This window comes from Cohnella mopanensis (assembly GCF_022352055.1).
Lineage (GTDB): Bacteria > Bacillota > Bacilli > Paenibacillales > Paenibacillaceae > Cohnella > Cohnella mopanensis.
In genome coordinates this window covers 94,232-118,942 of sequence record NZ_JAKRWM010000009.1, presented here as the reverse complement: position 1 = coordinate 118,942, position 24,711 = coordinate 94,232, and the positions used below count along the sequence as shown (strand labels likewise).

Annotated in this window: 23 protein-coding genes; 22 read left to right on the top strand and 1 reads right to left on the bottom strand. The window is 49.2% G+C overall.

What is annotated here, in order from left to right; genetic code table 11:
• From L3D05_RS15080 to L3D05_RS15065, 4 genes are all read left to right on the top strand, one after another.
• Complete coding sequence (locus L3D05_RS15080) at window positions 1-396, top strand: YraN family protein (protein ID WP_239617065.1); 396 nt, start codon at window positions 1-3, stop codon at window positions 394-396.
• A 458-nt stretch (window positions 397-854) separates the two neighbouring features.
• Window positions 855-1,886 (top strand): FtsH protease activity modulator HflK, encoded by a 1,032-nt coding sequence (hflK, locus tag L3D05_RS15075; protein ID WP_239617064.1) that lies wholly within the window; start codon window positions 855-857, stop codon window positions 1,884-1,886.
• Window positions 1,883-2,749 carry a protease modulator HflC gene (gene hflC, locus L3D05_RS15070; RefSeq protein ID WP_239617063.1) on the top strand — a complete coding sequence of 289 codons (867 nt, stop codon included), beginning with the start codon at window positions 1,883-1,885 and terminating at the stop codon, window positions 2,747-2,749. The genes hflK and hflC overlap by 4 nt, the downstream gene beginning before the upstream one ends.
• A gap of 139 nt (window positions 2,750-2,888) precedes the next feature.
• Window positions 2,889-3,581, top strand: coding sequence for a GTP pyrophosphokinase (locus L3D05_RS15065; protein WP_239617061.1), 693 nt, complete (start codon window positions 2,889-2,891; stop codon window positions 3,579-3,581).
• Window positions 3,582-3,637: 56 nt separating this feature from the next.
• On the opposite strand, the gene L3D05_RS15060 is transcribed toward L3D05_RS15065, so the two are convergent.
• A complete protein-coding gene (locus L3D05_RS15060; RefSeq protein ID WP_239617059.1) occupies window positions 3,638-5,206 on the bottom strand; it encodes a YifB family Mg chelatase-like AAA ATPase in 1,569 nt (522 codons plus the stop codon).
• A 405-nt stretch (window positions 5,207-5,611) separates the two neighbouring features.
• Here L3D05_RS15060 and sucC point away from each other — a divergent pair, with 405 nt between their 5' ends.
• The 18 genes from sucC (at window position 5,612) to L3D05_RS14970 (ending at window position 24,691) form a co-directional block, all read left to right on the top strand.
• Complete coding sequence (gene sucC, locus L3D05_RS15055) at window positions 5,612-6,772, top strand: ADP-forming succinate--CoA ligase subunit beta (RefSeq protein ID WP_239617058.1); 1,161 nt, start codon at window positions 5,612-5,614, stop codon at window positions 6,770-6,772.
• Between the two features lie 31 nt (window positions 6,773-6,803).
• Entirely contained in the window at window positions 6,804-7,730 is a 927-nt protein-coding gene (gene sucD / locus L3D05_RS15050; protein ID WP_182301541.1) for a succinate--CoA ligase subunit alpha, read from the top strand.
• 152 nt (window positions 7,731-7,882) lie between these two features.
• A complete protein-coding gene (dprA, locus tag L3D05_RS15045) occupies window positions 7,883-9,085 on the top strand; it encodes a DNA-processing protein DprA (RefSeq protein ID WP_239617056.1) in 1,203 nt (400 codons plus the stop codon).
• Between the two features lie 58 nt (window positions 9,086-9,143).
• Window positions 9,144-11,240, top strand: coding sequence for a type I DNA topoisomerase (topA, locus tag L3D05_RS15040; protein WP_239617055.1), 2,097 nt, complete (start codon window positions 9,144-9,146; stop codon window positions 11,238-11,240).
• Between the two features lie 30 nt (window positions 11,241-11,270).
• Window positions 11,271-12,599 carry an FADH(2)-oxidizing methylenetetrahydrofolate--tRNA-(uracil(54)-C(5))-methyltransferase TrmFO gene (trmFO, locus tag L3D05_RS15035; protein WP_239617053.1) on the top strand — a complete coding sequence of 443 codons (1,329 nt, stop codon included), beginning with the start codon at window positions 11,271-11,273 and terminating at the stop codon, window positions 12,597-12,599.
• A gap of 98 nt (window positions 12,600-12,697) precedes the next feature.
• Window positions 12,698-13,240, top strand: coding sequence for an ATP-dependent protease subunit HslV (gene hslV / locus L3D05_RS15030; RefSeq protein ID WP_239617051.1), 543 nt, complete (start codon window positions 12,698-12,700; stop codon window positions 13,238-13,240).
• Between the two features lie 35 nt (window positions 13,241-13,275).
• Window positions 13,276-14,664 (top strand): ATP-dependent protease ATPase subunit HslU, encoded by a 1,389-nt coding sequence (gene hslU, locus L3D05_RS15025; protein ID WP_239617049.1) that lies wholly within the window; start codon window positions 13,276-13,278, stop codon window positions 14,662-14,664.
• 84 nt (window positions 14,665-14,748) lie between these two features.
• Window positions 14,749-15,519 carry a GTP-sensing pleiotropic transcriptional regulator CodY gene (codY, locus tag L3D05_RS15020; protein ID WP_239617047.1) on the top strand — a complete coding sequence of 257 codons (771 nt, stop codon included), beginning with the start codon at window positions 14,749-14,751 and terminating at the stop codon, window positions 15,517-15,519.
• A gap of 250 nt (window positions 15,520-15,769) precedes the next feature.
• Entirely contained in the window at window positions 15,770-16,183 is a 414-nt protein-coding gene (flgB, locus tag L3D05_RS15015; protein WP_239617045.1) for a flagellar basal body rod protein FlgB, read from the top strand.
• 3 nt (window positions 16,184-16,186) lie between these two features.
• Entirely contained in the window at window positions 16,187-16,630 is a 444-nt protein-coding gene (gene flgC, locus L3D05_RS15010; RefSeq protein ID WP_239617044.1) for a flagellar basal body rod protein FlgC, read from the top strand.
• A gap of 53 nt (window positions 16,631-16,683) precedes the next feature.
• The gene (gene fliE, locus L3D05_RS15005; protein WP_239617042.1) at window positions 16,684-16,986 is read left to right on the top strand and encodes a flagellar hook-basal body complex protein FliE; all 303 of its coding nucleotides are present in this window, start codon (window positions 16,684-16,686) and stop codon (window positions 16,984-16,986) included.
• 90 nt (window positions 16,987-17,076) lie between these two features.
• Entirely contained in the window at window positions 17,077-18,645 is a 1,569-nt protein-coding gene (gene fliF, locus L3D05_RS15000; protein WP_239617041.1) for a flagellar basal-body MS-ring/collar protein FliF, read from the top strand.
• Between the two features lie 11 nt (window positions 18,646-18,656).
• Window positions 18,657-19,667 carry a flagellar motor switch protein FliG gene (gene fliG, locus L3D05_RS14995; protein ID WP_239617039.1) on the top strand — a complete coding sequence of 337 codons (1,011 nt, stop codon included), beginning with the start codon at window positions 18,657-18,659 and terminating at the stop codon, window positions 19,665-19,667.
• Window positions 19,660-20,502, top strand: coding sequence for a flagellar assembly protein FliH (gene fliH / locus L3D05_RS14990; protein ID WP_239617037.1), 843 nt, complete (start codon window positions 19,660-19,662; stop codon window positions 20,500-20,502). Before fliG ends, fliH begins: the two co-directional genes overlap by 8 nt.
• A 31-nt stretch (window positions 20,503-20,533) precedes the next feature.
• Complete coding sequence (gene fliI, locus L3D05_RS14985) at window positions 20,534-21,808, top strand: flagellar protein export ATPase FliI (RefSeq protein ID WP_239617294.1); 1,275 nt, start codon at window positions 20,534-20,536, stop codon at window positions 21,806-21,808.
• Between the two features lie 12 nt (window positions 21,809-21,820).
• A complete protein-coding gene (gene fliJ / locus L3D05_RS14980; protein WP_239617035.1) occupies window positions 21,821-22,267 on the top strand; it encodes a flagellar export protein FliJ in 447 nt (148 codons plus the stop codon).
• Between the two features lie 44 nt (window positions 22,268-22,311).
• On the top strand, window positions 22,312-23,223 hold the full coding sequence (locus tag L3D05_RS26760; RefSeq protein ID WP_239617033.1) for a MotE family protein: 912 nt from the start codon (window positions 22,312-22,314) through the stop codon (window positions 23,221-23,223).
• Window positions 23,224-23,263: 40 nt separating this feature from the next.
• Window positions 23,264-24,691: a flagellar hook-length control protein FliK gene (locus L3D05_RS14970; protein WP_239617031.1), complete on the top strand. Its 1,428-nt coding sequence runs from the start codon at window positions 23,264-23,266 to the stop codon at window positions 24,689-24,691.
• The last annotated feature ends 20 nt before the right edge of the window (window positions 24,692-24,711 follow it).

Genomic DNA, 24,711 nt, shown 5'->3' with positions numbered 1-24,711 from the left:
ATGGAAGAAACTCCTTCATCTTCATCCTTGGCTAAAAATCGCAGAGCGGCGGTCGGCAAAGCCGGAGAGGATGTCGCCGCTCGGCACCTGCAGCGCTCCGGTTACGTCGTGAAGGAGCGCAATTGGCGATGCCGCTCCGGCGAGCTTGACTTGGTTGCGCTTGACGGCGAGACTCTCGTCTTCGTCGAAGTCCGTTCGCGATCCGATCCAAGCCGATTCGGTACGGCTGTCGAAGCGATTACGCCTCGCAAATGCCGGCAAGTGCGCGAAGTAGCGATCCATTACTTAAAGCAATGCCAAGCCGACTTCCGACCGATACGATTTGATGTGGTAGCCGTAACCTTCGGCAAGGATGGAAGCGTGTTGGAGGTCAAGCATCTCCAAGGCGCTTTTTGAGAGGGTGCAACCGAGTGCCGTGTCGATTTAGTTAGGTTATATTTTCCATTATATTACTTTTGTTATATTCTACCGAGTACTGTAGTCCTCCTTCATTCATTGGGAGGCTTTTTTATTTGTGAGTTGTAGGGCCGGAATTGTTTTCTAACGGACACAGATGACCTTATTTGCTCGTAATGGTCCGGAAACGCGTGGAATTGTGCGAAATAAGCTCTGTTGTGTCCATAAGCACCCGGCAACAGAGGTCTATTTGGCAAATAAGGTGTCTGGTGTCCGTTCATTCAATGCGAAGTATTGAAAGTGGTTTCGTTCCTTATAAAACAAGGTTAAATTTTCACGATAGTCTGCTCGGTTCATGAATGTCGTGAGAAAAAAATGGGTAAATGTTGAAACGTAGGGAGACTCCGCCACGTAACCCTATATGTAAGGCGAATGAAAATTAGGGAGGCATAATGGAAATGGAACTCGTTAACATTCCGAAAAGACCGAAAAATCCACTGGATTTGCCGCCGGGATTGCTGAAGAAAATAGGATTCGGCATTGCTGCGCTATTGGTGGTCCTTATCGGCTATTCTAGTTTTTACACCGTACAAGAGCAGGAAAGAGCCGCGATTCTAACCTTCGGCAAGTACACAGGGGAATCGACGGCTGGCCTTCATTTCAAATGGCCTTATCCGATACAGCAGGTTATCGTGGTGCCCGCAGAGCTTACTCAGCGCATCTATATCGGCTATCGCCAAGTGGGGGATGTCTCTACGCCCGTCGATGAGGAAGCGATGATGATTACGGGCGACGAAAATATCGTATCGGCGGACGCCGTCGTCCAGTGGAAAATAAGCAATATCCAAAAGTACTTATATAACATCGATAATCCGGAGCAATTTTTGCGGAATGCCGCCAGCTCGTCCATTCGTTCCGTTATCGGATCCGAGAAGCTGGACTACGCGATAACGGATGGAAAAACTGAAATTCAAGACAAAGTTCGAGAGCGGTTACTGGAGATACAAGGTAAATATGAAACTGGCATGCAGATTATCGACATCAAGTTTCAAGACATTGAGCCGCCAAGCGGCCAAGTAGAGGAATCTTTCCGGGAAGTCACGAATGCGCGCGAAGAGAAAAATACGAAGATCAACAACGCTGTCAAATACGAGAACGACAAAATACCGAAAGCGCGCGGAGAAGCCCAAGCCCAGCTTGAAAACGCGGAAGCGGTCAAAAAATCCCGGATTCTGAACGCGGAAGGGGACGTGGCGCAATTCAATGCGATCTATGCGGAATATGCCAAAAACAAAGGCGTAACCGAAAGCCGCTTAATCGTGGAGACGTTGGAGAAAATATTGCCGAAAGCGAAAATTTTCATCTCCGACTCGAATAGCGATACCGTCAAATACTTACCGATTAACGAGCTTCTGCGCAATTCTAGCTCTGCCTTGTCTGGCAACGCGTCCGCTTCTGCGGGTGCGCAGCAAGGAGGTGCGGCAAAATGAGCAAAAAGTTAATCGTCTGGCTCGTTGCCATCGTCGTTGTTGTTATTATCGGCGCAGGATCGCTGTTTATCGTCAAGGAAGGGGAATATAAGGTCGTCCTTAAATTCGGCGAGGCGGTAAGGGTAGAGGAAAGTCCTGGCTTGTATCTCAAGATCCCTTTTATCGAGAGCGTGTCGCAACTGCCCAAATATCAAATGACCTATGAGAGCAATCCGACTGCGATTCTGACGAAAGACAAGAAGCCCATCATCGTCGATAACTATACGGTGTGGAGAATCAAGAGCCCGCAAAGCTTCTTGAGAACAGTCCAAACGTTAAGCGGAGGCGTCCAAAGGATCGATGAAGCCGTCTATAACTCCGTTCGCCGGAAGCTTTCCGAAGTTAATTATGATAATATAATTAGTGAGAACACCGAGAGAGGCAATATTAACGACGATATCACGAAGGATGTCGCAGATGCGATCCTAAGGGATAATTACGGAATCGAGATCATAGACGTTCGAATTAAACGCACGGACTTGCCGGAAGGGAACAAACAAAGCGTCTATAACCGGATGATCTCGGATCGCCAATCGATCGCCGCCCGCTACTTGTCCGAAGGGGACGAGGAATCTCGTAAAATTACGTCCAAAGCCGACCGCACGGCTACGGAATTGCTTGCGCAAGCGGAGGCCGATGCTAAGAAAATCATTGCGCAAGGGGAACAGGAAGCCGCGAAAATCTACAACGAAGCGTATGGCAAGGATCCGGAATTTTACAACTTCTACCGTACTTTGCAAAGCTATGTGACGACGCTAGAGAACGAACCGGTTATCATGCTTCCGATCGACTCGCCTTACACTCGCATTTTACTCGGAAAATAATACGTATTTGAGGTTGATCTAAGTCAGGGAACACGACTTAGATCAACTCTCATTATTAGCTAAAGGGTGAACGAATCTGACTAACTTACCAATACCGATGGAACAATTCAAGAAATTCAAGGATGAAATCACCCGATTCATGATGATGTACAAATTCGCGCTCGACTCCTTGGAAACGAAAATCGAAATATTGAAAGAAGAATTTCATTTTCTACATGATTACAATCCGATCGAGCACACGAAATCGCGGTTGAAGTCTCCGGAAAGCATTTTGAACAAGATCCATCGGAAGCGTTGCGATATTTCCTTTACAAGCATTAGGGATAAGATCAAAGATATCGCGGGCTTAAGAATTACTTGTTCGTTCGTCACCGATATTTATCGGATCAGCGAGATGCTTCGAAGCCAGAGCGATCTTACGATCGTGGAAACGAAAGATTACATCAAGAATCCGAAGCCTAACGGCTACCAAAGCCTGCATCTTATCGTCGAAGTGCCGGTGTATATGTCCGATAGGCAGGAAAAGGTATGCGTAGAGGTGCAGATCCGCACGATCGCCATGGATTTCTGGGCAAGCTTGGAGCACAAAATTTTCTACAAATACAACGAAGCCGTACCTCTGCGTCTTCTGCAAGAGTTGAAGGAAGCGGCAGACAACGCAGCGGCTTTGGATAAGCAAATGGAGCGGCTGCACGACGAAATCTCCGAAATCAAAGAAAATCATGAGAACAACGAGATCGCCAAGGCGAAACGGATCATCATTAACGAGCAGGAGTTTCAAATACCGGCAGCTTTGCTAGAGATGATCGACATTGGGCAAGGAAACGACTAGTTTCCTTGCTTTTTTCTTTGGAATTTGGATTTAGGATCGTAAGCATTGAACCGATCTTACTCCATCACCTGATCCAAACACCGATAGCTGATCGCTTCCGCGACATCTTCGGCTAGAATGGGCTCTCTTCCGGCAAGATCGGCAATGGTACGGGACATTTTAAGAATACGATCATGCGCGCGAAAGCTAAGGCCGAGCTGCTCGTACACTTGATGAAGCAGCATTTCGGCATCCGAGTTTAACTTCGCGTGTTTCTTCAGCAGCGGTCCTTGCAGCTGGCTGTTCCACAGAATCCCGTGCCTGGCATATCGGGATTTTTGCCGTTCGACCGCGTCCATGACGATCTCTCGCGCCTGCGCGGAAGTCATCTGGGCTTCATTGGACGGTTTAACTGCCTGGCGTGGAAGCTCCACTTGTAAATCTAGCCTATCGGCAAGAGGGCCCGACATCCGAGCGCGATATCTGGCAATGGCCGTCGGCGTGCATGTGCAAGGGCGGTCGGACACCGATCCTCCATAAAATCCGCACGGACAGGGGTTCATCGATGCCGCCAACATGAATCTAGCAGGAAAGCGACACACTCCTCTTGCTCTCCCGATAGTGACCTCCCGATCCTCTAGAGGTTGGCGCAATGCTTCTAAGCAAACGCGAGAAAACTCGGGCATCTCGTCTAAAAATAAAATACCGTGATGAGCAAGCGTGACTTCGCCGGGTCTTGGGATTGATCCGCCTCCGATTAAGCCTGCTGCCGAAATCGTATGATGAGGGGCTCGAAAGGATCGATCCCGGATCAGGCCGGAAGTCGATTGGCTAAGCTTGCCGCAAACGCTAAAAATTTTCGTGACGGCCAGCGCTTCCTCTTCGTCGAGTTGAGGCATAAGCGTGGGAAGCCTTCGGCAAAGCATCGTCTTGCCTGTTCCCGGAGGTCCAACGAAAAGAAGGTTATGCATTCCGCTAGCCGCGATGAGGAGCGCGCGTTTTCCTTGTTCTTGTCCGACGACGTCGGACAAGTCGAGATCATTCTCGGTCGTGCGGGAGCCAGGTGAATATCGAATTGATTGTGGCCCCGTCTTCGAACTTGATCCGATTGAACCCCCTCGAAGGGCGATATCTTCTTCATCGACAAATCCATGAATCCATTCCGCCAGCGATGAAATTCCGAAAACCTCGATTCCTGGAAGAAGAGATGCTTCGGCGACGGCGGACCGAGGGACGATGATTCTTCGAATTCCGGCACTGCGGGCTAATTCGGTCATCGGAAGCACTCCCGGTACATTCCTTACCGTCCCGTTCAGGGACAATTCACCTATGAATAACGTATCCTCCAACAAGCTGGCATCGACTTGTCCACTCGCGCATAGTATTCCGGCGGCGATGGCCAGGTCGAATGCGCTGCCTTCCTTGCGCAGATCCGCCGGAGCGAGATTGATCGTGATCCGATCCATCGGAAATTTCATGCCTCCGTTCTGTATGGCGGCTCTAACTCGTTCTACGGATTCCCGAACCGCCGAATCGGGTAATCCGACGACGGATACCTGAGGCAAACCGGAGCAAATATTCACTTCAACCTCGATAAATCGGCCTTCCACGCCAAGCACGCTAGCGCTCATGATTTTTACGTACATGAAAAAAACACCTTCCTCCGTCTAAGTTAACGTTGACGGGAAAGGTGCTTCCTCTCCGAAATATGCTGTTAATGTAAGAATACAATCGGCATAAGAAGCTGTCAATGCTAGCGAATAATCGAGGGATAAAATACAAAAGATATATGTGTTTGCCTTGTTTCCATATCGAATTGAGATGAAACCATTGCCAAATCAGACTAATAAATTGATGAAAAAGTGAGGAAGCGTAGAGCAATTAGTGTTACAATAGTGAAGGTTTTGTTACATAAATACGTTTGTGTGACAGCTACAAGCGATGCAAGCATCGCTAAAAGGAAGTCACCTGTGACGGCTACGCTCTGTATTTGTATTATAAGCGATTGGCCGCACTGATATTAAAGCGCACAACGGGAGGATGCCAGGGTCATGAATATTCATGAGTATCAAGGCAAGGAAGTCTTGAGGCAGTATGGCGTTAACGTGCCGCGCGGCAAAGTGGCGTTCACCGTCGATGAAGCCGTAAGCGCAGCAAAAGAACTCGGAAGCTCGGTTACCGTCGTTAAAGCCCAGATTCACGCGGGCGGACGCGGTAAAGCCGGCGGCGTCAATATCGCCAAAAGCGTAGAAGACGTAGCGAGTTACGCTAAAGAATTGCTAGGCAAAGTATTGGTCACGCACCAAACGGGTCCTGAAGGTAAAGAAGTTAAGCGCCTTCTGATCGAAGAAGGTTGCGACATCAAAAAAGAATATTACATCGGCGTCGTCGTTGACCGGGGAACCGGACGCGTCGTCATGATGGGCTCCGAAGAAGGCGGCATGGACATTGAAGAAGTCGCTGCCCATTCCCCTGAGAAAATCATTAAAGTCGTTGTCGATCCAGCGGTTGGACTGCAAATGTACCAAGCGCGCCAATTGGCATATGACATTAAGATTCCTGGCGAGCTAATCAACAAAGCGGTTAAGTTCATGCTTGCTTTGTACAAAGCATTCGAAGAAAAGGATTGTTCCATCGCGGAGATCAATCCGCTTGTCGTTACAGGTGCTGGAGACGTTATGGCGCTTGACGCGAAGTTGAACTTTGACTCCAACGCTCTATTCCGTCATAAAGACATCGTCGAGCTTCGCGACTTGGACGAAGAAGACGCTAAAGAAATTCAAGCTTCCAAATTCGATCTTTCCTACATCGCTCTAGACGGCAACATCGGCTGTATGGTTAATGGAGCCGGACTTGCTATGGCGACAATGGATATCATTAAATATTTCGGTGGTTCCCCTGCGAACTTCCTTGATGTCGGCGGCGGCGCAACGAAAGAGAAAGTGACCGAAGCTTTCAAAATCATTCTTTCCGACCCTAATGTTAAAGGGATTTTCGTTAACATTTTCGGCGGAATCATGAAGTGTGACATTATTGCCGAAGGCGTAGTCGCTGCAGCTCGTGAACTCGGACTTGATCGTCCGCTTGTCGTACGTCTTGAAGGTACGAACGTGGCAAGAGGTAAAGAAATTTTGAACGGATCCGGCCTGAACATCGTGGCAGCCGATTCGATGTCCGACGGCGCGCAAAAAATCGTGTCGCTCGTGAAATGACTAGGGAGAACCTACCGGGGAGTGTGTAATCATGAGTATTCTGATCGATAAAAACACCAAGGTGATCACCCAAGGCATCACGGGCGCAACGGGAAATTTCCACGCCAAGGGTGCACTGGACTATGGTACGCAAATGGTTGGCGGCGTTACACCGGGTAAAGGTGGCACGAACGTTGACTTTAACTTGGAAAACGGCACGACGGTTTCTTTGCCGGTATTTAACACGGTAGTAGAGGCTGTTAACGCAACAGGCGCGACTGCATCTGTTATCTATGTAGCGCCTCCTTTCGCGGCAGACGCGATCATGGAAGCGGTAGATGCAGAGCTTGATCTTGTCATCTGTATCACGGAAGGAATTCCGGTACTCGACATGGTTAAAGTTATGCGCTTCATGGAAGGCAAGAAAACTCGCTTGATCGGACCGAACTGTCCGGGCGTTATTACGCCAGGGGAGATCAAAATCGGCATCATGCCGGGCTATATTCACAAAAAAGGCCACGTAGGCGTCGTATCCCGTTCGGGAACTTTGACTTACGAAGCGGTTCACCAACTGACTTCGAGCGGAATCGGCCAATCGTCCGCAGTCGGAATCGGCGGAGACCCTGTTAAAGGCTCCGAGTTCATCGACATCCTCAAGCTCTTTAACGAAGATCCGGACACGTATGCCGTAATTATGATCGGTGAAATCGGCGGTACGGCGGAAGAAGAAGCGGCTGAGTGGGTTAAAGCGAACATGACGAAACCTGTCGTCGGTTTCATCGGCGGCGCAACCGCGCCAGCGGGCAAACGTATGGGACATGCAGGCGCGATTATTTCCGGAGGCAAGGGAACGGCTGCCGAGAAAATCTCGGTACTCGAAGCATGCGGCATCCGCGTAGCACCGACACCTTCCGACATGGGCGCTACTCTTGTCGCTGTGCTCGAAGAAAAAGGTTTACTGGAAAAATGCAAAGGTTAATGCTACAGTAAACTCAAATAAACTAATCATACAGGCCGTCTGACCGACGGTATGTACGATTATTCGGCAAGGCAAGCAGCCTTCTGCCCCCTCTAGCGAGGGAGTGGGAGGCTTTTTTGCGTAGATTAACAATACAGAGAGGAAGGCGAAGGATGCTTGGGAATGAAAGTGAGAACGAGAATACCGAGAAGAGCAAAGTTAGAGTCGTAAGCCGTTCGGAAGCTAGGCTGACAGGAATATCCCGTGAGGCGCTCATTGCGTTGCACGAGACGGATGGAGTAGGGAGAATTACAATCGCAAGCATTCTCCTGTACGGAGCCTCTAAGGGCAATGGTTCGTTAAGGCATGTGTCCGACTTCCTGGCCGGGGATTGGAGAGATATGGGGCTTAGCGCAAGACAAGCAACGGCGGCGGTCGCCAGCTTTCGACAGGAAGCGGCAGAGCGGCGTTATCGGAAACTTGAAGAACGGGATATTCAAGTGATTACTTATTTGGACGATGAGTACCCCGAATTACTGTTTCACATTTCCGATCCTCCATGGGTGATCTATTATAAGGGGAACTGGGAGCTTGTAAGCCATCCTGCGATTGCTATAGTCGGAACCCGTTTAGCAACGGGGTACGGCCGCAAGGTGGCGGAAGACCTCGGAGCGGGCTGTGCTCAGCGTATGGCGGTCGTTAGCGGGTTCGCTAGGGGAATTGATACGGCAGCTCATCTTGGCGCCTTACGCGCTCCTTACGGGACGATAGCGGTGTTGGCCGGCGGGGTGGACAACTGCTACCCCCCGGAGAACAAGGCGCTCTATCGCGATTTGGTCCATGCGGGATTGCTGATTTCCGAGAGTCCGCCGGATACGATCCTCAGGCCCGGCTTGTTTCCGATGCGGAACCGGATTATCGTCGGCCTGTCTTTAGGAGTTATCGTGGTGGAGGCGGCGAAGAAGAGCGGGGCGTTAATTACCGCTGACTTGGCATTAGGCTATAATAGGGACGTGTTTGTCGTTCCCGGGCAGATCACGTCTCCAAGAAGTAAGGGGGCGCTCGAATATTTTCGGAAAGGCGCTCAACCGGTGCTGGACGAGTCGGATATTTTTGATGCGTACGCTCATAGACTACCTTCGATTTCGGCTTCGCCTGTACCCGTGGAAGCAACCGCAGAACGTGGCATTCCAACGGAAAACCTTACGCCTGACGAGCTTCTGCTCTATGAACTTTTGCTTGAAAGGGCTTGTTCTATAGACGAGCTCGCGAACCAATCCGGGATGACATTTGGACATTTACACTCCGTTCTGCTATCTTTACTAATAAAAAGACGGATTCATCAACAACCCGGTTCTGTATATCATGTCCTTTAATGTAGACATAAGCACATAGGCACGAGGACTTGTCGACCGTAGGAGAGGAGGAATGGACGTGGCGGATTCACTCGTCATCGTAGAATCACCGGCTAAAGCCAAGACGATCGGCAAATATTTAGGAAGTAAATTTATCGTCAAAGCGTCCATGGGGCACATTCGCGATTTACCCAAAAGCCAGATCGGGGTAGAAGTGGAAAATGATTTTCAGCCCAAATATATTACAATACGCGGCAAGGGGAGCGTTCTGAAAGAACTCCGCGATGCCAGCAAAAAAGTGAAAAAAATCTATCTGGCGGCTGACCCCGACAGAGAGGGCGAAGCGATCGCGTGGCATTTGGCGCATTACTTGGAAATCGATGAGAAAGATGCGTGCCGCGTAGTTTTTAATGAAATAACCAAACAAGCAGTGAAAGATGCTTTCAAGAATCCTCGCCCCATCGATATGGATCTCGTGAATGCACAGCAAGCGAGACGTGTACTCGACCGCTTAGTCGGATACAAAATAAGCCCTTTATTATGGAAGAAGGTCAAAAAGGGTTTAAGCGCGGGCAGAGTACAGTCGGTCGCCGTTAAGCTCATCTATGACCGCGAGAACGAGATTAACGCGTTCATCCCGGAAGAATATTGGAGCATTACCGCGCACCTTGAGAAAGGGAAGTCGGCTTTCGAAGCGAAGTTTCATTCCTTGCACGGCACCAAGAAAGAGCTGAAAAGCGAAGCGGACGTCAAAGAAGTGTTAGCCCTAATGAAGGGCAAAGACTTCTCCGTGGGGGAAGTGAAGGAGAAAGAGCGGCAACGTAATCCGTCTCCTCCGTTCATTACGAGTTCCTTGCAGCAGGAAGCTGCCCGCAAGCTTAACTTCAGAGCTTCCAAGACGATGCAAATCGCCCAACAGCTTTATGAAGGGGTCGATCTCGGCAAAGAGGGTACGGTCGGTCTCATTACTTATATGCGTACGGATTCTACCCGGATTTCCCCTATCGCGCAGGAGGAAGCGGTCGAATACATTACCGGTAAATACGGAAAGCCCTTTTTGCCGGAGACGCCTCGTGTATATACGAAGAAAAACGCCGGCGCCCAAGACGCCCACGAAGCCATTCGTCCGACTTCTGTCATGCGCGATCCGGACTCGGTTAAAGCTTTTACGTCGAAAGACCAGCTGCGGCTCTATAAGCTCATCTGGGAGCGGTTTTTAGCAAGCCAAATGGCTTCCGCCATTCTGGATACGATGACGGTCGATCTGAGCAATGGCCCGGTTATTTTCCGCGCGAACGGGTCTAAGCTGAAATTCGCCGGTTTCATGAAGGTGTACGTGGAAGGGAATGACGACGGAACGACGGACGAAGACCGTTTGCTTCCGGCGCTCGTTGTTGGAGATGAAGCCAATTCGAAGGAAATCGAACCGAAGCAGCATTTTACCCAGCCGCCTCCGCGATATACGGAAGCTAGACTGGTCAGAATGCTTGAGGAACTCGGAATAGGTCGTCCAAGTACGTACGCGCCGACGCTAGAGACGATCCAGAAAAGAAATTATGTGGCGATGGAAGAGAAAAAGTTCATCCCTACCGAACTTGGGGAACTCGTCATCCAACTGATGGAAGAGTTTTTCCCGGAAATTCTCGACGCGGAATTTACGGCGAACATGGAAGGCGACTTAGACCATGTCGAAGAGGGAACCGAAGATTGGGTTAATGTTATCGGAGAATTCTACAAATCGTTCGAAGTTCGGCTTAATTTCGCTGAAGACGAGATGAAGGAAATCGAGATCAAAGACGAGCCATCCGATGAAATTTGCGACAAGTGCGGCAGCCCGATGGTTTATAAGATGGGACGCTTCGGTAAGTTTCTCGCTTGCTCCGGCTTTCCGAATTGCCGGAATACGAAGCCGATCATTAAGGAAACGGGAGTCAAATGCCCGAAATGTGGAGAAGGCCATGTCGTCGAGCGCCGAAGCAAGAAGGGACGGGTGTTCTATGGCTGTAATCTATATCCCGGTTGCGAGTACGTTTCCTGGGATAAGCCAGTGGCAAAGCCTTGCCCTAGCTGCGGAAGCCTAATGATTGAAAAACGAGTAAAAGGCGAAATCCAATATCACTGCACGGCTTGCAGCCATTCCGAGAACGTGGATGATTCTGAAGAAGCCGTAGATTAAGGATGTCGTTAGTTTAGGAGGCTTATTGATTTGACTGAAGCTCAATCCGTGACGGTCATAGGCGCAGGGTTGGCCGGAAGCGAGGCCGCTTGGCAGATTGCCAGCCAAGGCGTCCCCGTCACTTTATATGAAATGCGCCCGGTAAAGCGTACGCCCGCCCACCATACGGACGGTTTTGCAGAGTTGGTCTGTAGTAACAGTCTAAGAGCAAACGGTTTGGCGAATGCGGTTGGTGTATTGAAAGAAGAGATGAGACGGCTGGATTCTTTGATCCTGAGCTGCGCTGATTTGCATGCCGTTCCAGCCGGAGGAGCGCTCGCGGTAGATAGAGACGGCTTCTCAGGCGAGGTTACGCGGCGGCTGCGCGAGCATCCGTTGATCACTGTAGTGAATGAAGAGATTACCGAAGTGCCTCAAGACGGCATTGTCGTCATCGCAACGGGACCTCTCACCTCCCCGGAATTATCGGAAAGCATTAAGAAGCTCATGGGAGAAGAGTACTTCTACTTCTTCGATGCGGCCGCTCCGATCGTAGAGAAAGATTCCATCGATTTAGACAAAGTTTTCTTGGCTTCCCGTTACGACAAAGGGGAAGCGGCCTATCTGAATTGTCCGATGACGGAAGCGGAATTCGATGTGTTCCATGAAGCGCTCACGACCGCGGAAACGGCAGAGGTCAAAGATTTCGAGAAAGAGATGTACTTCGAGGGCTGCATGCCGATCGAAGTCATGGCTAAACGAGGCAAGCAAACGGTGCTGTTCGGTCCGATGAAGCCGGTCGGCTTAGTCGATCCGCGTACGGGCACGAAATCTCATGCGGTCATTCAACTCAGACAGGATAATGCTGCGGGGACGTTATACAATTTGGTAGGCTTCCAGACGCACCTGAAGTGGGGCGAACAGAAAAGGGTGTTCTCGCTCATTCCCGGGCTTGAGAACGCGGAATTCGTCCGTTATGGCGTTATGCACCGCAACACCTTTATCAATTCGCCTAAGCTGCTTCACCCGACCTATCAATTCCGCGAAAGAGAGACGCTGTTCTTTGCAGGCCAAATGACAGGCGTGGAGGGATACGTAGAATCAGCCGCTTCCGGTTTGATCTCCGGATTGAATGCCGGACGTCTTGCCAAAGGTCTAGAGCTGTTAACTTTACCTGCCCACACTACGCTTGGAAGTATGGCAAACTACATTACGACGGCGGACTTCAAGCATTTTCAGCCGATGAATGCGAATTTCGGACTTTTTCCGCCACTCGGGCATCGCGTAAGAAGCAAGAAAGAGAAAAACGAAGCCATTGCTGCACGGGCTTTGGAGAGCATTGACGCGCTTAGCGTGGAAATTAAGAGTTCCAAGTTGTAACCTATTCAGCAGCGGCAGCGTATATCTCATAAGCCGCTGCTTTTGCGACTTTACGATTAACTAACCTTTTGAATACGAATAATCGGGAGGATCAGCCCATGGATATGAGCTTTCATGCAACGACGATATGCGCGGTTCGACATAATGGCAAAGGCGCGATCGCAGGCGATGGACAGGTAACTTTCGGCAACAGCATGGTCATGAAAAATACGGCCAAGAAAGTACGCAGGCTTTATCGGAATCAGGTGCTCGCAGGGTTCGCCGGGTCGGTAGCGGATGCGATTACTTTATTCGAGAAGTTCGAAGGTAAGCTGGAAGAGCATCATGGCAATTTGCAGCGGGCTGCCGTTGAGCTAGCGAAGGATTGGCGATCAGACCGGGTGTTGCGCCGCTTGGAAGCAATGATGATCGTCGTGGATGCTTCGGGAATGCTGCTTTTGTCCGGTAACGGAGAGGTTATCGAACCCGATGACGGCATTCTTGCCATTGGATCCGGCGGCAGCTTCGCTCTAGCCGCGGCAAGAGCGCTGAAGCGGCATGCTCCCGCTATGGATGCTAAGGAAATTGCCCGGGCGGCTTTAGAAACCGCTTCGGAAATTTGTGTATTTACTAATAACCATTTAATCGTCGAGGAGATATGATGATAACATTCGATAAAGGTAAGGGAGAGAGTCGCATGAATGATGCCCTGACGCCTCGCCAGATTGTTGCAGAACTGGATAAGTACATCGTCGGACAAAAACCCGCCAAACGTTCCGTGGCCGTAGCGCTACGCAATCGTTATCGCCGCAGCCGCCTTCCGGAAGAGATCCGCGATGAGATCGTTCCGAAAAATATTTTGATGATCGGACCGACAGGTGTCGGGAAGACGGAGATCGCTCGTCGGCTTGCCAAGCTGGTACATGCTCCGTTCATTAAGGTGGAAGCTACGAAGTTTACTGAAGTCGGTTATGTTGGCAGGGACGTCGAATCCATGGTGCGGGATTTGGTCGAGACCGCAATCAGAATGGTGAAAGAAGAACGTACGGAGAAAGTTAAAGATAAGGCGGAGAAAGCTGCGAATGAGCGGTTAGCGTCTTTATTGGTCCCTTCCCCTGCGAAGCCCAAATCGAACAAAAATCCGTTAGAAATGTTGTTCGGCGGCATTAGCACGCCTAATGACGAGCCGGAGCCGGTAGATCCGAGCTTGCAAGATAAACGGCGGGACACCAAAGCTAAGCTTGACGCAGGCCAATTGGAGAACGAGATTATTGAAATCGAGGTCGAAGATAATTCTCCTAGCATGATGGATATGCTTGGAGGCCCCGGACAAGAGCAGATGGGCAATATGCAAGAAATGCTTGGACAATTTCTGCCCAAGCGCCGCAAGAAGCGTCGTTTGACCGTGAAGGAAGCACGCAAAGTGCTAATCGTGGAAGAAGCTAACAAGTTAATCGACATGGATGACGTCATCTCCGAATCGGTGCGCCGTGCTGAGCAGTCCGGCATTATCTTCATCGATGAGATCGACAAAATCGCCAGCCAAGGACGGGGTCAAGGGCCCGACGTCTCGCGAGAAGGTGTCCAAAGGGACATTCTTCCGATTGTGGAGGGTTCGACTGTCGTAACGAAATATGGCCCTGTCAAGACGGACTATGTCCTCTTTGTCGCCGCTGGTGCTTTCCATATCGCCAAACCTTCGGATTTGATCCCGGAATTGCAAGGGAGATTCCCGATTCGCGTGGAACTTAGCAGCTTGACCGACGAGGATTTCGTTCGGATTCTTACGGAACCTCAGAATGCGCTAACGAAACAGTATACGGCTTTATTGCAAACGGAAGGCATCAACGTTACTTTCACCGAAGCCGCTATTACCGAACTTGCGCGAATGGCTCAGGAAGTCAACCATAACATGGAAAATATCGGCGCGCGCAGGCTGCACACTCTTTTGGAAAAGTTGCTGGAGGATTTGAGTTTCGAAGCACCCGAGCTGCAGTTGGAAGAGATGAAAATTACTCCGGAGTACGTGCGGGAGAAGTTGTCCTCGATTGCCAGCAATCGAGATTTGAGTCAATATATATTATAGAGGATAATGGCCCGTACGAAAGACGCCGTCCTATGGGCGGCGCTGCTGTTTTACTTGCTTGTCGTACTAGGAGGAAACAGAATCATGACGTTGTTGATGAAAACCCGAACGCTGAATAAACTTCTGCAAGAAGCTGCAGGCAAACCTCTAAATTTCCGCGAGATGGCTGAAGGGCTAAGGGAAACGATGCAGGGGAATGTTTTTGTCCTTAGCCGAAAGGGAAAAGTGCTTGGTGCCGCGCATTCTGATGATTTTCCTGAAATGTGGCTTCGCAGAGAGCAACCCGATGAATTAAGGTTTCCCGCCGATACGAACGAGCGGTTGTTACGCATCTCGGAAACGGCAGCGAACATTACGTCGGATGAGGAAATTCTCGCGGATCTGATCGTCATGTTCGAGAATGAAATTGTGACCATTGTTCCTATTATCGGCGGTGGAGATAGACTTGGTACTTTGGTCCTATCCAGAAATAAACAATTTTTTGGAGAGGACGACCTTATTCTGGCAGAGTATGGATCTACCATTATCGGAATGGAGATTTTGCGGGAAAGGGCCGAAGAAAGAGAAACGGAAGCAAGAAGCAAGGCGATCGTGTCGGTGGCCGTGAGCTCGCTTTCGTTCAGCGAGATGGAAGCGGTGGAACAGATTTTCGAAGAACTTGAAGGCAAGGAAGGGCTTCTCGTCGCTTCGAAGATTGCCGACCGTGCTGGAATTACCAGATCTGTCATTGTGAATGCTCTGCGGAAATTGGAGAGCGCGGGAGTCATCGAAACCCGTTCGCTCGGAATGAAAGGCACTTACATTCGGATTCTGAATACACAATTGCTACAAGAATTAGACCATCGTAAACACTAAGCCGTAATTTAGAAAAATGAAGAGAGCCCAATCTTTGAACAAAAGATTTAGGGCTTTTTTCTTATTGTCACAAACCCGTATGTCGTAGATGATGATCTTAGAAATTTTTAATTTGTCGCACTTTGTAATTAAATTGTAATTTTAAAGAAACTGTTGTCGTATCAAGCAGGAATATGGGATATTAACGTTGAATAACACTTGGGATGAACATGAATAATTTCTCATGTACAAGCGAAAAGAGGCGACAGGAATGGAAGTTTTAAGCGGTGCTGCGTTTCAACGCTTGGAAAACGCGATCAACGCTGCAGCGATGAGACAGAGGGTACTTGCCAACAATATTGCGAATGTAGATACGCCTTATTTCAAGAGATCCGATGTTGTCTTTGAAGAACTGCTTTCACAGGCAATCGGTAATCAGCAGACTCCCATGCTTACGGGTGGGGTAACCAATCCCCGTCATTTTCCCATCAATTCTTCTTATCCAACTCCTTCTCCGAAGGTGGTCACAGACGAGTCGACGGCGATTAACAATAATCGCAACAATGTTGACGTAGACAAAGAAATGGCAATGCTCGCAGAGAATCAACTTAGGTACAATTTGATCGCCCAACAGATTAATCATGATGCGAAAATGATGAGAATCGGCATTAGAGGGAGTGTCTAACGGATGAAGCTTGGAGGCTTTGATATTAGCGCTTCGGCATTAACTGCGCAACGATTAAGAATGGACGTCATTTCGGCTAATATCGCGAATGCGGAAACAACGAGGGCAGGATACGTTAATGGACAATTCGTCCCTTACCGCAGAAAAATGGTTGTTATGGAAGCGGTTCAACCTAGGTTCCAGGACCTACTGACTCAACAAATGAATGGTTCTTCCGCCCAAGGGGTGCAAGTAACGGCTATTAAAGAAGATTCGACTCCGTTCAAGCAAGTCTATAATCCGTCGCATCCTGATGCGGACGCGAACGGAATGGTCTATATGCCGAACGTGGATATGCTGAAGGAACAAGTTGACCTCTTGGCTGCTTCGCGTTCTTATGAGGCGAATGTGACGGCGCTCAATGCTAGGAAAGCAATGTTCATGAAAGCATTGGAAATGGGCCGTTAATGAACCAAGAATGAAGATGAACAAAAACATACAATAGAAAGCGGGGAGCTAGTTTGATTACTAATTCCATGATAACTCCTGTAGGTTTGATGCCTAACATCAGCCAAATTCAAACGAAAGCGACTCCCGCTGAAGCTACAGAGAGCTTCGCTTCCTTTCTCAAGACGGCTATCGATAGCGTGGCAGCCCAGGAGCAGAACGTACATAAGGTAAACGATCAATTTCTTATCGGAGAAGTAGACGAGAATAAAGTAATCATTGCGGCTACTCAAGCTGAGTTGAGCCTTACTTTGGTTGGGCAAGTGCGTAACAAGGTCGTTGAAGCTTACCAAGAAATCATGCGTATGCAAATGTAGCCTATTCCTACTAAACAATGTAGCAAATCCACATTGGGTGATAGAACAAACCATTAATTCCAATGTGTTAACCGCAGGTGAGGTGAAATCGTGAACGAGAAATGGGCGCAGGTTCGAGAAAAGTTGGTTGGTTTCTGGAACCAGTACAGCAAAACGCAAAAATGGGTTCTCGCCTCAACAGCAGCCTTGTTGCTATTTGCCATTATTCTATTGACTTATTTATTTACTAGGACACAATACGAGCTTGCTTTTCAGAATTTGGACAGCTCGGACGCAGCGGCGATCATGGAGTATTTGGACACGAATGGGATCAGTTATCAGTTGAACGATGCGGGAACGAGCATTTCCGTACCTAGCACATCGGCATCTAAGGTGAAGGTCGATATCGGGTCGCAAGGACTCATTCAGAACGGTTCGATTGGATTTGCCGAGATGAGCAAAAACTCCTCGACGATTGGAACGACGGACCAAGAATTTAAAGTGAAGTTTCGCAACGCGTTAAACGGAGAAATACAGCAATTACTGCTTAGCAAACAAGGCGTGTCAAAAGTTAAAGCAATCGTAACGTTGCCTGAAGAATCGGTATTCTTGAATGAATCCGACAAGGAAAAGGCAACTGCGGCTGTCGTCATGACTTTCAAACCGGGTTTCCGTCCGAAACAAGAAGAAGTGGACAGCTACTATAATCTCGTGAAATCAGCGGTTCCTCATTTGGATGTCAAAGATATCACGATTAGCAGCAGTACGGGAGATTTATCTCCGTCTTCTCAACTTGGCGGTAGTGGTAGCATGGGCGGTGCGGTATACGAAACCCAATTTGCGATCCAGAACGAGTTCGAGAATACCTTGAAGAGAAATATCCAACAATTCCTCAATCCGATTGTCGGAATGGATAACATGGTCGTAAGTGTTGTCTCTGCATTGAATTTCGACAAGAAGGTTTCAACGGAACAGCTGGTGGAGCCTCTCAAGGATAATGATAACAAGGGAATCGAAATAGGTCGTGTCGATTCCAGTGAAACGTATCAAGGCCAAGACGGACAATCGGGTGGAATTGCGGGTACGGGGCAAACCGATATTTCAAACTATCCGGGTGCAGGAAACTCTGGTTCATCCTCTTCGGAGAAAGTATCCAGCACCGTAAACTATGAAGTAAATCGAATTACTAATAATATCGACTACGGGCCTTATAAAGTGAAGGACATTTCGATAAATGTTGGCGTTGACTCTTCGAAGATGACACCAGAGAAACTAGCGGAAATCCAAGGCGTACTTCTTCGGAGCGCTAGAGTATTACTGGCCGAGTCCGGTTTGGACTTATCCGACGAGGCGCTAGCGCAACGCGTATCCGTTCTGTCACAATCTTTTGAAGGCAACGATGTTTCTGGTAGCAGAACTTCCGCATCCACTTACTGGATCGCTGGCGCAGGATTGTTGGCATTGGCTTTATTAGGCGGTGGCGGGTATATGATCTTCCGTCGTCGTAAAGCGGCGAAGGAAGCGGCAGAACTTGCGGCAATGCCTCGCGCGGAAATGCCGACGATCGATATCGACAATGTGGCTAACGAGAGCCAAGTTCGCAAACAATTGGAAAGCTTGGCCAAACGCAAACCGGACGAGTTCGTCAATCTTCTCCGGACATGGCTAGTGGATGAATAGAGGTGGCAGTGGTGGCGAAGGGGTTTCAGTTGTCGGGTAGACAAAAGGCAGCCATTCTCCTCATCACCCTCGGACCGGAAGTGTCCGCGCAAGTATTCAAGCACTTGCGAGATGATGAGATCGAGCAGCTAACGTTAGAAATCGCCAACGTGCGCAAAGTCGACGCAGGCGAGAAAGACATGATTCTTAGCGAGTTTCATCAAATCTGTGTTGCACAGGAATACATCACGCAAGGCGGTATTACTTACGCGAAAGAAATTTTGGAAAAGGCGCTCGGATCCCAGAAGGCGATGGATATTCTCAATCGTCTAACCGCGACCTTGCAGGTTCGCCCTTTTGATTTCGCTCGGAAGGCAGAACCGTCGCAAATTCTTAACTTTATTCAGAACGAGAACGCTCAGACGATCGCGCTCGTATTATCTTACCTACAGCCCGAGCAATCTTCCGCGGTACTTTCCTCGTTGCCGCAAGAGAAGCAAGCTGAAGTGGCTCGCAGAATCGCATTAATGGATAGCACTTCGCCGGACGTAATTTCGCAAGTCGAAAGAGTGTTGGAGCAGAAACTGTCTTCAACGGTCACTCAGGATTACACGAACGCGGGCGGTATCGAAGCAATCGTTCAGATCTTGAACGGAGTAGACCGCGGTACGGAACGTACTATCCTGGATTCACTAGAAATTCAAGATCCGGAATTGGCGGAAGAAATCAAGAAGCGTATGTTCGTATTCGAGGATATCGTCAATCTGGACAATCGCTCCATTCAACGCATCATTCGCGATATCGAGAATTCCGATCTCCAGTTGGCGCTTAAAGTGGCCAGCGAGGAAGTTAGGGAATCGATCTTCCGGAACATGTCCAAACGGATGGCCGAAACTTTCAAAGAAGAAATGGAATACATGGGACCTGTGCGGCTTCGCGATGTCGAAGAAGCGCAGACTCGCATCGTAGCGACGATTCGCAGATTGGAAGAAGCCGGAGAGATCATTATCGCTCGTGGCGGAGGAGACGATATTATTGTCTAATCTCATTAAATCCTCTCATGTCGTCTCGCTGGAAGACTTAAAGAGATTGGAACTTATTCGCAGGATCACGCCAAATCCGCAAAATATTTCGGAATTCGGTGTCGATGGCGAAGGAAATGAAACGATTGACGTCGAAACACAAACGTTAAGAGATCGAATTCTAGCGGATGCTGAACATACAGCCCAACAGATCTTGCGTCAAGCAAGAGCGGAAGCTGCCGTGATTCGCGAGAATACCGAGAAAGAAATAGAAGATTGGTGGCAGAGCCGTCGCGAGGAAGATGCTACTCTTCGCGAAGAGACTAGCCGCCAAGGTTATGATGAAGGCTTCGTGGCCGGATCGCGGCAAGCGGAAGAGGACCTGAAGGAACAATGGTCTTCGCGATTGCATGAAGCCCAAGCTATTGTAGAGCATGCTTATGTCGCTAAAGAAGCGGTTATCACGGAAGGTGAAGCTTTCCTCGTCGAACTAAGTTGTTCGATCGCAGAGAAAATCATTAACCGTAAGTTGTCTAAAGCTCCTGAAATGTCCATGAAGCTATTCGAGAAAGCACTTGCCAGAAGAAGAGAGCAAGGTGTTATCGTGCTATGCGTAGCTCCATCGCAATTCGCTTACGTGCAAGCGGCGAGAGAAGAACTCGTCGTTGTGCTGGATGCGCAAGCGGAGCTCCAGATCGTTCCTGATGCTACCATCAAGGACGGCGGGTGTATCGTTCGATCGGCTTTCGGCAGTATCGATGCTCGAGTCGATACCCAACTAGAATCGATTCGGGAACAACTGCTTAAAGTAGCGTCTCATAGGGCGGAGGAGGGCGATTACTTTGCCGCTCCTTGATATTAATCGGTATACGGAAACCCTTCGTCATATGGATCCATTGCGGGTGAATGGCAAAGTGATTCAGATCATCGGCTTAACCGTCGAGTCCGAAGGGCCGGATGCAAGCATTGGGGATGTTTGTTCCATACATCCGATGAAGGGCGGGAAACCTGTTCTTGCCGAAGTAGTCGGTTTTCGCGACAACCGTGTGCTGCTCATGCCGCTGGGAGAGCTTCACTCCATCGGGCCAGGCTGCGAGGTTGTGGCAACGGGCGGACCGTTAACGGTACAAGTTGGCTCAGAATTGTTAGGTAAAGTGCTTGACGGATTAGGAAGACCGCTTGATGGTTCGAGCTTACCCGTACGAATGCCGCATTATTCAACGAATAATGCGCCTGGAAACCCGCTTAAACGGCCTAGAGTAACAGAGCCTTTAGGCGTGGGAGTTAGGGCAATAGACGGATTGTTAACGGTCGGTCAAGGGCAAAGGGTAGGGATATTCGCCGGTTCCGGCGTAGGTAAAAGTACATTGCTAGGAATGGTTGCACGGAATACATCGGCGGACGTCAACGTGATTGCGCTGATCGGGGAACGCGGACGCGAAGTTCTCGAATTCATCGAGAAGGACTTAGGTCCTGAAGGACTTGCCAGATCGGTCGTCATCGTTGCCACTTCGGACCAACCGGCGCTTATCCGGATGAAAGGCGCATTGATCGCGACAACGATAGCGGAATATTTCCGAGATCGCGGAATGAACGTCATGCTCATGATGGATTCGGTTACCCGCTATGCCATGGCGCTCCGAGAGGTAGGATTAGCGATCGGAGAGCCGCCCGCGACACGGGGATACACGCCATCGGTTTTCGCTGCTTTGCCTAAGTTGTTGGAAAGAGCGGGGACAGGTGTCAGTGGCTCGATTACGGCTTTCTACACCGTTCTCGTCGATGGAGACGATATGAACGAGCCGATCGCCGACGCGGTAAGAGGCATACTTGACGGACATATCGTTCTGCACCGTAACTTAGCTAACAAAGGCCATTTTCCGGCTATCGATGTTCTATCGAGCGTTAGCCGCGTTATGAAAGACATTATAAGCAACGAACAGCAGGGAGCTGCTGAGCAGTTAAAAAAATTGCTCGCCGTATATCGCGATTCAGAGGATTTGATTAATATCGGAGCTTACCAAAAAGGCTCCAACTCGGAAATCGATAAGGCGATTCAGTATTACGATCTTATTCGTTCTTATACGCAACAGCGAACGGACGAGAAAATAACGCTGCAAGAAGCCCAAGAACGATTGATCATCGATTTCTATAGGAGATGAGGATAAGCGAATATGTCATTTCGATATCATTTGCAGAAGATCGTTGATTTGAAGGGCAGCGAGAAGTCCATGGCGGAGTGGGAATATGCCGCCTCTCTCGGGAAATTGCGCAAAGAAGAAGAGCAGTTGGAGCTTTTGTACGATGAGCGTAGGGGCTTAGAGCAGGCTTTGCAGGCTACCTCCGAAAAGCCTACGCCCATGACCGAGTTGCTGATGTTGCAGCGTTACATCGAGATTGTCGACGAACGCATTATACGGCAGCGTGAAGGTGTACATGCAGCTGAGGTAATAGTTCGAAAGCGCCAAGTTCATCTCACGAATAAAATGGTTGACGAGAAAGTTTGGGTAAACGCGAGGGAACGAGCGCTTGAACGCTTTAGAAGCGCTTGGCTTGCCAAAGAACAGAACGAGCTGGATGAAATCGCGATCGTACGGGCTGCGTCAGCCGCTCGCGGGTGACAGGAAAGTAAGCGTATTTATCGCAGGAGAAGGGAGGGCAAATCGTGGCGAGCGCGGATGTAGAAAAAAGCAGTTACAGCGGCTTCGAACGATTTCTCTTTTTTGTAACTCCGATCTTATTTACCGCGGTTTTGCTAGGTGTGTTGCTGTTGATGTTCAATCGCGATTGGCGGAATGCGGCGCTTGAATTCGGGAATAAAATCCCAGTCGTCAAATCGATCGTTCCGGAACCTTCCAAACCGGAACAGCCGAATTCGAACACGGATGAACAACTTACAGTAACCAATGCCAAATCGAAGGTAGAGGAGCTTAACGCGCTACTCGCGGATCGGGAAACAGCACTTAAACAAGCAACCTCTCAAACGGTTGAACAGAAACAGAAAATCGAAGAGCTAACTAGCAAAGTCGATCAATTGACTAAAGAGAGCTCTGAAAAGACGATCACTACGGATGCCTATCATGCTCGGATTTCCTCATTGGCGCAAATGTACGGCAAGATGACGCCAAGTAAAGCGGCTCCGATCCTGGAGAATATGACTTTGGACGAATCGGCACTCGTCTTAGGCGAGATGTCGGTTACCGAACGCGGTAAGGTGCTCGAACGAATGACACCGAAGAAAGCAGCGGACGTTACGATGAAGCTGAAGGATTCGGAGTCCGTGGACAACCGTGAAATATCCGCCTTACAATCGAGAATCAAGGAACTGGAGCTTAAAGCGGGCGAAGAATCCACTACTTTGGATACCGTTGAGATTAATCGTACTTTCTCGGCGATGAAGCCAAGTAATGCAGCGGCTCTACTGTTACAACTTGCAGGGACAAATCAATCTAAAGTGCTCAGAATTCTCAGCGTCTTAGATGATGCTCCGCGTTCAGACATTCTATCTTCGATGTCGGAATTGAACAAGAAGACAACGGCTAATTTAGTTAGCAAACTTATGCCGGCTAATCCTTAATTCTATAACTTCCTACTTATTTGAAAGGAGGTGAAAACATATGAATATGGCCATTTCTTCAACCCCGATTTCTGCGGGCAAGGGTGCGGTAACTGTTACGGGTTCTGCAACAGGTTCTGCAACGGGAAGCGGCTTTGCTGGCGCTTTAGTACAGGCAATCGACGGTACGAGCAATACGGCGACTGTATCCAACGGGCTTTCAATGCCGGTAGGACTAGCAGGTTTGCTTGGTCAGCTAGGGTTAGATTCCGATAGCGAGCAATCTCAAGATCTGCTTGCGATGCTTGCTAACTTGGTTGAGCAATTGGAACAACTGGAGCAGACCGATTTGAACGCTATCCCAACGGATACGCAATCTCAACTTGCCGAGATGTTAGCTGCATTCCAAGGCCTGCTCCAACAATTGAATCCTAATCAATCATTGACTGGAGACCAGGCAGAATCGTTAACTTCGACGCAACCCGTATTGGATGATCAACAACCTTTGTCATCGAAACCGGTCGTACAAGCGTTGCGCGAAACTTTGCTACAACTGTCCGAAGCCATTGCTTCCAGTAAAGATAGCGTCCCTATGGCGGCTAACTTTGCGGGCCAATTGAAAAACCTGTTGGATTCAGTAGCGGCTAAAGTCCAGAGCAACCAAGTGGCGAGCCAAGCAACAAGTAAAGCTGATTCATCAGAAGGTGTTACTACCTCCGTAGAATCCAATAACGCTTATACGGCTTCCGCAAACGCAACAAAAGATTCGTCGACTCAGACGGCTGTCGTGATCCAAGAGCCGCGTCGTACGGTTCAAGCTCTAAGAGATCCGGTATGGCGGTTTAATGTGGCTGTAACGACGGATGCCGAAACCGCGAGCAATCAAGCTACTTCGGTAACCAGTGTTGAAGGTTTAGGCGAAACGAACCAGTCGAGCTCTCAACCGGCTTGGACGTTCATGCAGAACGACGTGAATGCGAATTCGGATGCGACAGGTAAAGCAACTCTACCGGCCCAAGTTCCCGTACAACAATTTGCTACGCAGATGGAGAAGTTCCTAGTGAAGCAATTCCAGTTAGTACAAGGAAACGGAACGTCGGAAGCCAAGCTTTCTTTAACTCCTGAACATCTAGGGAAAGTCGACATTCGCATTATTATGCAGAATGGTCAACTGACTGCGCAATTCGTAACGGATAACCCTGCAGCTCGCGAACTTCTTGAGAACCAGATGTCCCAGCTTAGAACGGCATTAAGCGGACAGGGGATGCAAGTTGAACGCTTGGAAGTCGTCCAACAACCGGCTTCGAACGCAAGCACTACGTTTATGCAACAAGATCAACGTCATTCGAATTCTGGGAATGGCAACGGCAACAATGGCGGTTCTAAAGGGGAATCCTTTGATGATCCAGCAGGATTTGCCGCGGAGCTCGAGCGCAATTCTTCATTAAAAGAATTCGGGTACGGAAGCTCTATTAACGTCACAGCGTAATACCGGTTAAAGGAGGTGAA

What these genes read in the sequence shown, in the direction of transcription:
- sucD (WP_182301541.1), top strand. Translation starts at nt 6,804, where the DNA reads ATGAGTATTCTGATCGATAAAAACACCAAGGTGATCACCCAAGGCATC.
- flgC (WP_239617044.1), top strand. Translation starts at nt 16,187, where the DNA reads ATGAAGCTTGGAGGCTTTGATATTAGCGCTTCGGCATTAACTGCGCAA.
- L3D05_RS15060 (WP_239617059.1), bottom strand. Translation starts at nt 5,206, where the DNA reads ATGTACGTAAAAATCATGAGCGCTAGCGTGCTTGGCGTGGAAGGCCGA.
- hflK (WP_239617064.1), top strand. Translation starts at nt 855, where the DNA reads ATGGAACTCGTTAACATTCCGAAAAGACCGAAAAATCCACTGGATTTG.
- codY (WP_239617047.1), top strand. Translation starts at nt 14,749, where the DNA reads ATGACGTTGTTGATGAAAACCCGAACGCTGAATAAACTTCTGCAAGAA.
- flgB (WP_239617045.1), top strand. Translation starts at nt 15,770, where the DNA reads ATGGAAGTTTTAAGCGGTGCTGCGTTTCAACGCTTGGAAAACGCGATC.
- hslV (WP_239617051.1), top strand. Translation starts at nt 12,698, where the DNA reads ATGGATATGAGCTTTCATGCAACGACGATATGCGCGGTTCGACATAAT.
- dprA (WP_239617056.1), top strand. Translation starts at nt 7,883, where the DNA reads ATGCTTGGGAATGAAAGTGAGAACGAGAATACCGAGAAGAGCAAAGTT.
- L3D05_RS14970 (WP_239617031.1), top strand. Translation starts at nt 23,264, where the DNA reads ATGAATATGGCCATTTCTTCAACCCCGATTTCTGCGGGCAAGGGTGCG.
- fliI (WP_239617294.1), top strand. Translation starts at nt 20,534, where the DNA reads ATGGATCCATTGCGGGTGAATGGCAAAGTGATTCAGATCATCGGCTTA.
- fliJ (WP_239617035.1), top strand. Translation starts at nt 21,821, where the DNA reads ATGTCATTTCGATATCATTTGCAGAAGATCGTTGATTTGAAGGGCAGC.
- L3D05_RS15080 (WP_239617065.1), top strand. Translation starts at nt 1, where the DNA reads ATGGAAGAAACTCCTTCATCTTCATCCTTGGCTAAAAATCGCAGAGCG.
- hflC (WP_239617063.1), top strand. Translation starts at nt 1,883, where the DNA reads ATGAGCAAAAAGTTAATCGTCTGGCTCGTTGCCATCGTCGTTGTTGTT.
- sucC (WP_239617058.1), top strand. Translation starts at nt 5,612, where the DNA reads ATGAATATTCATGAGTATCAAGGCAAGGAAGTCTTGAGGCAGTATGGC.
- hslU (WP_239617049.1), top strand. Translation starts at nt 13,276, where the DNA reads ATGAATGATGCCCTGACGCCTCGCCAGATTGTTGCAGAACTGGATAAG.
- L3D05_RS15065 (WP_239617061.1), top strand. Translation starts at nt 2,889, where the DNA reads ATGATGATGTACAAATTCGCGCTCGACTCCTTGGAAACGAAAATCGAA.